A 12,348-nucleotide genomic window follows, 5' to 3' on the forward strand; every position below is an offset into this window, starting at 1 on the left:
TGTCGCTGTTAGGGTACGGTAACAAACCCATATAATCACAGGCAGCTGTCAGGCATGTCCACCGCTCAGCCGCCAGAAGCTATCCGGGATTCAAGATTCTATGTCTAACAATTCAGTATTGAATGAACTCAGGCAGTACCTGTGTAACAGTATTATCGGACAGGAGCATCTGGTAGATCGTTTATTGATTACCCTGCTGGCCGATGGACACTTGCTGGTCGAAGGCGCCCCGGGCCTGGCAAAAACCCGGGCCGTCAAGGCTCTGGCCGATGGTCTGGAGGCTGGATTTCACCGTATCCAGTTCACACCGGACCTGCTGCCGGCAGACGTTACCGGTACCGATATTTATACCCCTGAAGACGGCAGCTTCCACTTCCAGCCTGGTCCTATCTTTCAGAATCTGGTGTTGGCCGATGAGATCAATCGCTCTCCGGCCAAAGTCCAATCCGCTTTGCTGGAAGCCATGGCTGAGCGCCAGGTCAGCGTGGGTCGAAAAACCTATCCACTCCCTAAAGTATTCATGGTCATGGCCACCCAGAACCCGATTGAGCAAGAAGGTACTTACCCTCTCCCGGAAGCTCAGCTGGACCGCTTCCTGATGCACGTCCGGGTCAGTTACCCCGATGTAGAGTCCGAGCGACTGATTCTCAAGCTCGCCCGCGGTGAAGCCATGAAACAGTCTCCGGTAAAACCGGTTACGCCCGTGAGCCAGGCTGACGTTCTGGCCGCGAGACAGGAAACCCTGGCCGTTCACATGGAACCCGTGGTTGAGGAATACATCGTTCAGCTGATCAATGCCACCCGCCACCCGGCCCTCTACAATGATCGTCTGGGTGAATACCTCGATTACGGTGCCAGTCCCCGTGGTACGATTGCCCTGGACCGCTGTGCCCGCGCCAGAGCCTGGCTTAACGACAGGGATTTTGTCAGCCCGGATGACGTACAGGCGGTTGCCCACGATGTCCTTCGGCACCGACTTCTGCTGAGTTTTGAGGCAGAGGCCGAAGGAAAAGACGCTGATCACATCATTGATCAGTTACTGAATCTGGTTCCTGTTGCCTGAGCCGGGAGCAAAGAATGAGTGGAGCATACTCGCAACTGAAAGAGCTGGTCGGCCTGCGTTTTCAGGCCAGGGAACTGGCCATTTTCCGTCAAAACCGTGCCCGCAGTTTGCTGGCAGGCACAGGTTATTCCCCTTTCAAAGGCAGAGGGATCGACTTCGAGGAAGTGCGGGCTTATCAACCTGGTGACGACATCCGGTCTATTGACTGGCGCGTCACAGCCCGCAGGATGAAACCCCATACCAAACTCTTCAGGGAAGAACGAGAACGCCCGGTTCTGGTTCTGGTTGACCAGAGTCATTCGATGTTTTTTGGCAGTCAGTTGAACTTCAAGTCTGTCACTGCTGTCGAAGCCGGTGCTTTGCTGGCCTGGGCCGCGCTCCAGCACAGTGACCGTATCGGAGGTTTAATTTTTGATGAGCAGGGACTCAGTGAGATTCGTCCCAAGCGTTCCAAAAAAACCCTGATGCACCTGCTCAACAAGCTTGAACATCATAATAGAAGTCTCAAGGCTGAAACCATCCCTCACCAACCACAGGACAACTATCTGGGCAGAGCATTGCGACACGCTCGCAGGGTGGCTCATCCGGGTACTCATATTTTCGTAATCAGTGATTTTCAGCAGCTTGACGAAGAAGGCTTTCGCCACCTTTCCCGGCTTTCAGGACATTGTGAGTTAATGGCCATACAAGTGACAGACCCGCTGGAATCTGAGTTGCCCAGACCCGGACGCTATGACATCACCAATGGGATGCATCAGCAAACCATCAACACCCGCTCCAGAAACCTTCGCCAGCAATACCGATCCCGGCATCATCACTTTCAGAACTCCCTGAAAAGCCAGCTTGCCAGTCTCAAGGTGCCGCTTCTGGAGCTTGGGGCTGACCAGGATACCGGCTCTCAACTTCAAGCCTGGTTTGGCTCCCGTATAACCCCCCGGAGGTCGGTATGACACCCAATCCTCTGGATCAACTCCAACCCAATCATCTGCCTGACCCGGTCAGTTTCTGGCCGCTGGCTCCCGGCTGGTGGCTATCCGCCGTTTTGATAATAGTGGTTGTCACCCTGACGACCTTATTTGTGGTTCGCTACATTCGTCGAAATCGTTACCGCAGGCAGGCACGCAAACAGGCCCATATTATTTTCAGCGCCTATCAGAATCACCAGAATTCGCTACAGTTTGCCAACGACTGTAACCGTTTACTAAAACAGACAGCACTGCATGCCTACCCGGCCGAAAAGGTTGCTTCTCTTCACGGGACCCCCTGGCTGGAGTTTCTCTCCCGAAAGAGTGGCATCCTTGCATTCAGCGGGAAACCCGGACAGTCTCTGGGCGACGCCCGTTTTCAAAAAATGCCTGTGGCAAACGAAATGTCCACAGAAAAAGAAACGTCCACCGCGAAAGACAAATCAGAGGTTGATGTGAACCAGCTCCATAAACTCACAGTCCGCTGGATCAGGAAACACCATGCTTGAGTTGCAATGGCCCTGGATGTTACTGGCCGCCCCCCTGCCCTGGCTGGTTTATCGTTTTGTAAGCCCTGCCCCCCGTGCCGCTGGCGCGGCTTTAAGAGTCCCTTTTTATCGAGATCTGGCCGATATTGCCGGTGAACATTCTGAGCACCGGGAAACACTTAAGCGTTGGCAGAGCCTGATCCCCTGGCTGATCTGGATGCTGCTGGTGCTCGCCGCTTCAAGACCGGCCTGGCTGGGAGAAACGGTTCAAATAGAGAGATCAGGAAGAGATTTGATGATCGCCGTCGACCTCTCCGGCAGTATGGAAATCGCCGACATGGAACTGAATGGCCAGGCAGTGAATCGTCTGGTGGTGACCAAACACGTCCTCAACGACTTTATTGACCAACGCAAGGGCGACCGACTTGGACTGATTCTATTTGGAACCCAGGCCTACCTGCAGGCACCTCTTACCTTTGACCTGAAAACCATTGGCACTCTCATGGATGAATCTACGATTGGCATGGCAGGCAACAAAACCGCCATTGGTGATGCCCTGGGTCTGGCAGTAAAGCATCTTCGTAAACGCCCCCAGGACAGCAGGATTCTGATACTAATGACCGATGGTGCCAACACCGCTGGAGAGATTACGCCTGTCCAGGCTGCAAAGCTGGCCGCTTCAGAAAACATTCGCATTTATACCATTGGCCTGGGAGCGGATGAAATGATTCAGCCCGGCCTCTTTGGTTCATCCATTGGCGCACGTCGGATCAACCCCTCTGAAGACCTGGACGAAAAAACCCTGAAAGAAATTGCAGAGCTCACGGGTGGACAGTATTTCCGGGCAAAAAATACCGAAGGGCTTGAAAAAATATACGACGAACTCGACAACCTGGAGCCTGTAAAGCAGAACAAAGAACGCTTCAGGCCCAGCATAGCGCTGTTTTTCTGGCCTCTGGCACTGGCCCTGATTCTCAGCCTGATTATGGCAACACTGAGAGTCTTTCCTGAAGCATCTATTAGCCAGACAGGGAGGAATCGCCAGTGAATGCGTTTATCAGTCAATTCCATTTTCTACGCCCACTGTGGTTGCTGGCCTTCATCCCGTGTCTGATTCTGCTGATCGCTCTCTGGCGTCAACAGCTGCAGTCCGGAGACTGGAAACGGGTTATCGCCCCTGAATTGTTGCAACACCTTTTGCAGGGTCGCAATAAGAAACAGAACCGACTCCCAGTCTACCTGCTTCTGGCAGGCTGGACACTGGCTGTTCTGGCACTGGCAGGCCCAACCTGGCAAAAAATCCCCACTCCTGTCAACAAGAGCCTTCAGCCCATGGTAGTCGTAGTGGATATGTCCCACAAAATGTTTGCTAAAGACGTTACACCCAATCGACTTTCCAGAGTTCGTTACAAACTGCTGGACCTGTTTAAAATGCGTAAGGACGGGCTTTCAGCTCTGGTGGCCTACGCAGGCTCAGCCCACACTGCGGCTCCCTTAACAGACGACAATCGTACTTTAGCCAATCTGGTTCCGGCGCTGAGCCCCCAGATTATGCCGGAACAAGGAGATAACGCCCTGAAGGGCCTTGAGCAGGCCGTTGAATTACTCAAGCAAGGGGCGGGGGAAACAGGCGATATCCTCCTGATCACCGACCAGGTTCCAGATACACAGGTCAGCGAGATACGCTCACTGCTGAAGGATAGTGGCAGCACTCTCTCAATTCTGGGCATTGGCAGCGAGGAAGGCGCTCCCATCAGCCTGCCCGAAGGCGGCTTCCTTAAAGACAGACAAGGCACCATTATTATTCCGAAGAAGGAACGTCAGCAACTGCGTCAGCTTGCACAATCGACAGGTGGCGTTTACGCCGACATGACTCTGGATGATAGTGATTTGCAAACCGTTCTGCCAAAAGCGGGACTGAATGACGACTCAGTCAGAGTTGAGAGTCAGTTTGACCAATGGCAGGATGTCGGCTTCTGGTTGGTGCTGCTGATTTTGCCTCTGGCAATGGCCGGTTTCAGAAAAGGCTGGTTAACCGTCTTTCTGGTGGCTGCGTTACTCCCTTCTCCCCCGGCAGAAGCTGTGGAATGGAACAGTCTCTGGCAAAACAGTAACCAACAGGCTATGGAAGCACTCAACAACAAAAACCCCGAACAGGCCGCTGAAAAATTCACCCAACCGGACTGGAAAGCTGAAGCTCTCTATCAGGCAGGTATGTACGAAGAAGCAGCCACTGAGTTTGCCCGTTCCGATACCGCTGACGGCTTTTACAATCAGGGCAATGCTCTTTCCCGAGCCGGTAAACTCGATGAAGCGGTAGCAGCCTACGACAGAGCCCTTGAGCTAAACCCTGCCATGGAAGATGCCGCCGCCAATAAAAAGCTGATTGAAGAACTGATAAAGCAGCAACAGCAGCAGCAACAGCAAGAGGCTCAGAACAACAACCGGCAGCAGAATCAACAGAATCAACAGAATCAACAGAATCAACAGAATCAACAGAATCAACAGAATCAACAGAATCAACAGAATCAACAGAATCAACAGAATCAACAGAATCAACAGAATCAACAGAATCAACAGAATCAACAGAATCAACAGAATCAACAGAATCAGCAAAATCAGCAAAATCAGCAGAATCAACAGAATCAGCAGAATCAGCAGAATCAGCAGAATCAGCAGAATCAACAAAAAGATCAGAGCCAGCAGGGTCAGAGTCAACAGAATCCGCAACAAGACTCTGATAATCAACAACAAAGTTCCGACAAGGGTCAGGAAAATCAGCAACAGCAGAACCCGCAAAATTCTGGTCAGCAGAATAAGGAGCAAGAACAATCTTCTCAATCCCGGTCAGCACAGCAGCAACAGGAAGATCAGAAAGAGCGCTCATACTCTGGTCAGCAGGATCAGGAGTCTGAACAACAGAATCCAGCTGAGAGCAAGCAACAACAAGCCAGTGCCGGAGAGCCTCAGGAACAGGGTGATCAGGCGCAGCAAGCACTGCGATATCCTGAAGAACAGCAAACCACCAGCCCGGACCAGCAAGCCATTGAAAATTGGTTAAAAACCATACCGGACGACCCCGGTGGCCTACTCAGGCGCAAATTCCTTCAACAACAGAGAGAGCAAAAAAGACAACAGGAGCAGTCATGGTGAAGTCAATTTTTTTCAAACTCAGTAAAGTACTGATCCTGCTGACAGGGTTGTTTCTCACTGCACAGGGGATGGCTGCACTGACTGCCTCTGTTGACCGGACTCATCTGGCAGAATACGAGACTCTGGAACTCACCCTCAGAACAGACAGTGATACCAGTGCTGCCCCCGATTTGTCACCCTTGGAAAATGACTTTGACATACTGGGGACCCGCCAAAGTCGTCAGGTTCGAATTATTAATGGTAAAAATGAATCCTGGCGTGACTGGATTATCACGCTTTCACCTAAAAAGTCCGGTCGTTTGCTGATACCCAGCCTGCAATTAGAAGGTATGACTTCAAAAGCTATACGATTGGAAGTATCCAACACGCCCACTGAACAAAAAGCCGGATCAGGTGGGATCGGCCCGGTTTTCATCCGAACTGAAATCAGTAATGAAACACCTTATGTTCAGGAAGAAGTGATCCTGACCCTGAAGATTTACTATCGGGTCCAGCTTTACGACGACCGTCGACTTTCACCCGTAAATATCGACGGTGCTATTGTGCAACAACTGGGGGAAACCCGGAACTATGATACGGTTATGGACGGTACCCGATACGGTGTCTTTGAACTGAACTTCTCGATTCACCCGCAAAAACCAGGTCCGATGGACATTCCGGGCCTGACTTTTTCAGCCACCATGCCAGACCGCCGGGATACTTTTGGCAGTATTTTTTCAATGAGTGGCAAGCCCGTTGCAGCCCGATCTGCTGAAATCACCCTCAATGTCCGGCCACAACCAGACAGCTTTAAAGGTCCGGTCTGGCTGCCTGCCCGAAAACTGACCCTGACCGATGGCTGGAGTGCACCACTGGACAAGGTCAAAGTGGGCGACGCCATCACTCGAACCATTGTTGTAGAAGCTGAAGGACTGACCGGTGTTCAGTTGCCTGCCATTACCATGCCCAGACTCGACGGCATCAACGCTTACCCGGACAAGTCTGCGACCGATGACAAGGCAACAGACTCGGGGGTTATTGGCAGCCGGATAGAAGCCATCGCCCTGATTCCAACCCGCCCCGGAAAGATTGAACTCCCTCCGGTGCATTATCAATGGTTTGATACCAAAACCCGGACCGAGAAAGTCGCTACCATTCCTGCCAAAACCATTACCGTGCTGCCATCGGAAAACGGCGAAGTATTAACAATGACTCCAGAGATTCCAACCCAGACTACCGAAAAGAATGCAGAAACAGTTTGTCCACCTGTGGTTGCTAATCTCACCACCCAGGGGCCAGGCTGGCTTTGGCCTTCTTTATCTGCCCTGTTTGGAGTACTCTGGCTGATCACTTTATTGGCATTATGGCGATGCCGGTCTTCCCGAAAACCAGCGATTGAGTCTTCCGCCATCACAGAGCCTCAGGGATTCAATGAGAAAGAAGCCTGGCAAAAATTTGAAAATGCCTGCAATGCCGATGACCTGATTCAGATCCGCCGATGTTTTATTGAATGGGTTCAAGCTCTGTCTGGCAACTCAGGATTATCGACCATGGACAGATGTTTGAAAAAACTCAACAGTGATCCATTAGTGGCTTCGTTCAACCAGCTTGAAGCCAGCCTTTATTCAGGTCAGGAACAAAAGCTTGATGCAAGGGAGCTGATTATGGTGTGCACGCAACTGCGTAAAGAGCAAAAGAGCAGCGAAACAAACAATGGCCTTAACAGTCTTTATCCGGGCTAGTAGTTCTGAGCTCTGAAAACTCTTGTTGGCCAGGTGATTCTGGCCGCGTGAGTGAAAGCAATGAATCATTCATGCAAAGTTTATTAATTTGGACCTTGTTACCACAACAGGCGGTTACCACATGGCTGCCATCGCCACTGAAGGTGGCGAAAATGATCCGATAATCATGAACAATGGTGGCTTTTTCGACCCATGATCCATCAGCCTTCTGGCCAAAGATTCTCACCGTGTTGCTGTCTTCACAGGCGGTTACCAAATGGTAACCATCGGGGCTGAAGGTGGCTGAGATGACCGGACCTTTATGGGAAAAGTTGGCTTTTTCGACCCATGATCCGTCAGCCTTCTGACCATAGATTTTCACCGAGCCATCCACACATCCCGTCACCACATGGCGACCATCGGGGCTGAAAATGGCTGAGATGACAGCGTCATCATGATTAATAGTACGCTCTACTTCCCATGATCCGTCGTCTTTCTGACCACAGATTAGCGCAATGTCATCATCACTGGCCGTCACCAGGTAGCGGCCATTGGGGCTGAAGGCCGCTGTGTTGACATGGTCACCATGGGAAATACTGTCTTCGTCTTCTTTTCCCCATGATCCATCGTCCTTCCGACCGTAGATCTGCACCGTGTTATCGTCACTGGCTGTCAACACACGGCGGCTATCAGCACTAAAGGTGGCTGTGTTGACAATGTCATCATGGTCAATGGTGACTTCTGACTCCCATGATCCATAGACGATTTTCACCCTGTTATCGAGACCGATGGTCAACAGATAACGGTTATCGGGGCTAAAGATGGCCGACGCCACCCAGCCTTCATGGCAAATGGTGACTTTTTCTTCCCATGATCCATCGTCCTTCTGGCCATAGATTTTCGCCGTTTTATCACTACTGGAGGTCATCACATAACGGCTATCAGAGCTGAAGGTGGCGGTGTTGACATAGTGATCATGGGAAATGATGGCTTCTTCTTCCCATGAGCCATCGTTCTTCTGACCATAGATTTTCGCTTTGCCACCTTTACTGGCAGTCACCACATAGCGACTATCTGGGCTGAAGGTGGCTGAGATGACTGTACTTTTATGGGAAATGACGGCTTTTTTGTCCCATGATCCATCAGCCTTCTGACTATAAATTTTCGCCGTATTATCTCTACTGGCGGTCACAAGATGACGACTATCGGGGCTGAACGTAGCTGAATGAACCTCATCCTCATGAGAAATGGTGAGTTTTTCTTCCCATGTTCCATTAGCCTTCTGACCGTAGACTTTTGCCGTTCCATCAAGACTGGCCGTCAGCAGATAGCGGGCATTGGCACTGAATTTGGCTGAGACAACATAATGACGATGAACAATGGTGGCTTTTGGCTCCAAATTAAACGTTTCACACTGAGACATCAGTCGTGCTCTGGTGAAATAGAATAGTGCAGGAAAATGAGTACTCTCCCGGAGTTCTATAAGTGATTTGACTAATGCTTCATCCTTCGTGAACGGTCGTAGCCTGTTATGGAGTTGTTCTTCATCCTCTGCAGGAAGGGCTTTCTTTAGTTGATATCGGTGCTCTGGAGTAAAGCGGTGATACCAGGCCTCTGCCAGAGCATGATTGCTTTTAACAACCTTGTGTAAGTAAGTAGATACCTGCTGTAAACAGGTAATATCCCGAAACTCCAGCAAGCGAATAATTTTGAGGGTTAACTCCTCGGGTAAATCCTGCAATAAGACTGTTTTCTTTATCTCGGTATCAGGTATAGCGATGGATCTACCCAAACTGGCACCCGATGGTTCTTCCTCCAATCGTGCGTCCTTGGTTGGGGGTATGGATGAACCAACCATGTCGGATTTATTAGTTGAAGAATGCACTTGTGGTTTCTCCTAAATGACCATTTCAGGACATTTAAAATTGATATGTAACTTAGAAGTGTTTTTAAAATAAAAGTTCATAACATGTTGTTAAGTGCAAATAACAAAGTTCTGACTTTCAGCACATTTACAAGTGCATCCCCTTTATTTGTCACAGCAAACAATCATTCATCTGCAATTTATTAATTCGCACTTTATTACCACTACTGGTAGTCAGTACATGGTGTCCATCGGTGCTGAAGGTGGCTGATTTGATTGGATCTTCATGGGAAATGATCGCTTTTTCGACCCATAATTCATCGGTCTGCTGACCATAGATTTTTGCCGTTCCATCGTTACTGGTGGTCAGCACAAGGCAGCCATCGTCGCTGAAGGTAGCTGAGTTGACCGAAAGCTTATGGAAAATAATGGCTTTTTCGACCCAGGATCCATCAGCCCTGATACCATAGATTTTCGCCGTGCCGCCTTTATTCTTATCAAAGAGTGTGCATACACCCTCTACACTGGCCGTCACCACATGACGGCCATCGGGGCTGAAAGAGGCTTCTGTAACCCAGTCATCATGGGGAATGGTCACTTTTTCTTCCCATGATCCATCGGCCTTCTGGCCATAGATTTTCGCCGTGTTGTCAAAACTGGCGGTTACCACATGGCGGGCATCGGGACTGAAATCGGCTGACCTGACTTGACAACCATGGGAAATGATCGCTTTTTGTTCCCATGATCCATCGCTCTTCTGGCCGAAGATTTTCGCCGTGTTATCGCTACTGGCCGTCACCACAAGGCCGTCACCGGTGCTCACTGCGTTGACTGCACCACTGTGGAAAATGGTGACTTTTTCTACCCATAACCCATCAGCCACCTGGGCATGGATTTTCACCTCATCATCTTCAGTGACGGTCAGCACAAGGCGGCCATCGTCAATAAACCTGGCAAAGTTGACATCGTTATCATGAGAAATGGTGGCTTGTAGTTCCCATGATTTATCATCCTGCTGAGCGAAGATTTTCGCATCATAGTCGTCACTGGCTGTCACCACACGACGGCTATCGCCACTGAATCTGACTGTGTTGATTTTAGCTTCATGAGAAATGATAAGTTTTTCTTCCCATGAACCACCGAAACCCTGACTGCAGATTTTTACTTTGTCATCGTCACTGAGTGTTAACACATGGCGTCCATCGGGACTAAAAGTGGCTGAGTTAACCTGATCATCATGGGTTATGGTGATCGTTTCTTCCCATAATCCATTGTCCTTCTGGACATAGATTTTCGCTGTGCCATCATTGCTGGCGGTCACTACATGGCTACCCTCAGGGCTGAATCTCGCTGACTCGACTGAACCTTCATGTTCAATGATGGCTTTTCGGTCCCATGTTCCATCATCCTCCTGGCCAAAGATTTTTGCCGTGTGATCAGAACTGCTGGTCACCATATAGCGTCCATCGGTGCTGAATCTGGCTGAACTGACAAAGTAATCATGATCAATAACGAGTTCTGTATCTACGTTAAATATTTTGCATTCAGACATCAGTCGAGCTTTGGTGAAATAGAATAGAGCAGCAAAGTAATGCCTATCCCGGCGTTCTATGATTGCTTCGACTAACGCTTTATCCTTCGTAAACGGTCGCAGCCAATGACGAAGTTGTTCTTTATCTTCAGCAGGAAGAATTTTCTCTAGTTGATTTTGATGTGATAAAGAAAAGCGTTGATACCAGGCCTTCGCCAGAGCATGATCGCTTTTGATAACCCCGTGTAAATGAGTAGATACCTGTTGTAAACGGACAATATCCCGAAACGCCAACAAGCGAATAATTTTGATGGTTATTTCCTCGGGCAAATCCTGCAATAAAGCTGTCTTCCCGGCTTCTTTGTCAGGTATGGTGATGGACCTGCCGACACTGGCACCCGATGGTTCTCTCTCCAATGGAGTGCTCATAGGTGGTAGCGAGGGTGAATCACCTTTGGCGAAGTTATTAAGCTTAGAATGCATGCCTGCTTTCTCCTGAGTTACTGCCTGCAAAATGGCGTCCCTTTTTATTTGCTGCAGCAAATGAACAATGATCCATCCGTAGCTTATTAATAATCACGTGTTGGCTAAAACTCGTCAGCACGTGGTGGCCGTCGGCGCTAAAGGTAGCTGACCTGATCGAATCATCATGGGAAATGATGACTTTTTCGAGCCAGGACCCATTGGTCTCCTGACCATAGATTTTTGCCGTTCCATCCTGACTGGTGGTCAACACATGACGGGCATCGGCGCTGAAGCTGGCTGATGTGACCGAACCATTATGGAAAATGGTCGCTTTTTCTTCCCATGACCCATTGGCATTCTGGCCATAGATGATCGCCGTGTTATCGTCACTGGCCGTCACCACCCGGCAACCATCGATGCTGAAGCTGACTGAGTTCACCCGGTCAACATGGGTAATGACGGCCTCTGTATCTGCAATATACTTTTTGTATTGAGACATCAGCCGGGCTTTGGAGAAATAGAATAGAGCAGGAAAGTAATCACTCTTTCGGCATTCTATGATTGATTCAACTAACGCCTCATCCTTCGTAAACGGTCGCAGCCAACTACGGAGCTGTTCTTTATCCTCTATAGGAAGAATTTTCTTTAGTTGATATTGGTGCAGTGAAGAAAACCGGCAATACCATGCCTTTTCCAGTGCAGGATCGTTTTTAATGGCAGTGTAAGTGTGAGTAGATACCTGTTGTAAACTGACGATATCCCGAAACTCCAACAAACACGCAATTTTGACGATTATTTCTTCGGGCAAATCGTGCAGTGAAGTTGTTTTCTTTATTTCTTTGTCAGGTACAGTGACGGACATGCCTGCACTGACACCTGAGGATTCTTCTCCCAATGAAGTGCTCACGGTTGGTAGCGAAGGCGAACCGGCTATGACGGAATGATTAACGTCAGAAAACATATCTGGTTTCTCTTAAGTTTTTAACCCCGATTAACAAGGAAGTTCAAAATTGATGAAGTCGGTTAGACTCGGATTTGAAATAAAAGTTCATAATGTGTTATTGAATGCCAGCAAAGAAATTTCTGCCTTTCAGCGCATGCAGAATGGCATCCCTTTTA

Annotated in this window: 9 protein-coding genes; 6 read left to right on the top strand and 3 right to left on the bottom strand. The window is 49.4% G+C overall.

Annotated elements, in window-relative coordinates:
• The first annotated feature begins 100 nt into the window (after positions 1–100).
• The 6 genes from ACOMHB_RS17365 to ACOMHB_RS17390 are packed head-to-tail and all read left to right on the top strand — an operon-like array spanning position 101 to position 7,390.
• Entirely contained in the window at positions 101–1,063 is a 963-nt protein-coding gene (locus ACOMHB_RS17365; protein ID WP_448217563.1) for an AAA family ATPase, read from the top strand.
• A 14-nt stretch (positions 1,064–1,077) separates the two neighbouring features.
• Positions 1,078–2,013 carry a DUF58 domain-containing protein gene (locus tag ACOMHB_RS17370; RefSeq protein WP_448217564.1) on the top strand — a complete coding sequence of 312 codons (936 nt, stop codon included), beginning with the start codon at positions 1,078–1,080 and terminating at the stop codon, positions 2,011–2,013.
• Positions 2,010–2,537 (top strand): DUF4381 domain-containing protein, encoded by a 528-nt coding sequence (locus ACOMHB_RS17375; RefSeq protein WP_448217565.1) that lies wholly within the window; start codon positions 2,010–2,012, stop codon positions 2,535–2,537. The genes ACOMHB_RS17370 and ACOMHB_RS17375 overlap by 4 nt, the downstream gene beginning before the upstream one ends.
• Positions 2,530–3,564, top strand: a complete 1,035-nt coding sequence (locus tag ACOMHB_RS17380) for a vWA domain-containing protein (RefSeq protein WP_448217566.1) — start codon at positions 2,530–2,532, stop codon at positions 3,562–3,564. The genes ACOMHB_RS17375 and ACOMHB_RS17380 overlap by 8 nt, the downstream gene beginning before the upstream one ends.
• Entirely contained in the window at positions 3,561–5,669 is a 2,109-nt protein-coding gene (locus ACOMHB_RS17385) for a VWA domain-containing protein (RefSeq protein ID WP_448217567.1), read from the top strand. Before ACOMHB_RS17380 ends, ACOMHB_RS17385 begins: the two co-directional genes overlap by 4 nt.
• Positions 5,663–7,390, top strand: coding sequence for a BatD family protein (locus tag ACOMHB_RS17390; protein ID WP_448217568.1), 1,728 nt, complete (start codon positions 5,663–5,665; stop codon positions 7,388–7,390). Before ACOMHB_RS17385 ends, ACOMHB_RS17390 begins: the two co-directional genes overlap by 7 nt.
• Here ACOMHB_RS17390 and ACOMHB_RS17395 read toward each other — a convergent pair.
• The 3 genes from ACOMHB_RS17395 to ACOMHB_RS17405 all read right to left on the bottom strand — a co-directional run bounded on the left by ACOMHB_RS17395 (position 7,368) and on the right by ACOMHB_RS17405 (position 12,190).
• Positions 7,368–9,254, bottom strand: a complete 1,887-nt coding sequence (locus tag ACOMHB_RS17395) for an F-box/WD repeat-containing protein (protein ID WP_448217569.1) — start codon at positions 9,252–9,254, stop codon at positions 7,368–7,370. The genes ACOMHB_RS17390 and ACOMHB_RS17395 overlap by 23 nt on opposite strands.
• 151 nt (positions 9,255–9,405) lie before the next feature.
• A complete protein-coding gene (locus ACOMHB_RS17400) occupies positions 9,406–11,247 on the bottom strand; it encodes an F-box-like domain-containing protein (protein WP_448217570.1) in 1,842 nt (613 codons plus the stop codon).
• On the bottom strand, positions 11,237–12,190 hold the full coding sequence (locus ACOMHB_RS17405; protein WP_448217571.1) for an F-box/WD repeat-containing protein: 954 nt from the start codon (positions 12,188–12,190) through the stop codon (positions 11,237–11,239). The genes ACOMHB_RS17400 and ACOMHB_RS17405 overlap by 11 nt, the downstream gene beginning before the upstream one ends.
• Positions 12,191–12,348: the final 158 nt, after the last annotated feature.

This window comes from Endozoicomonas sp. 2B-B, from assembly GCF_053470045.1.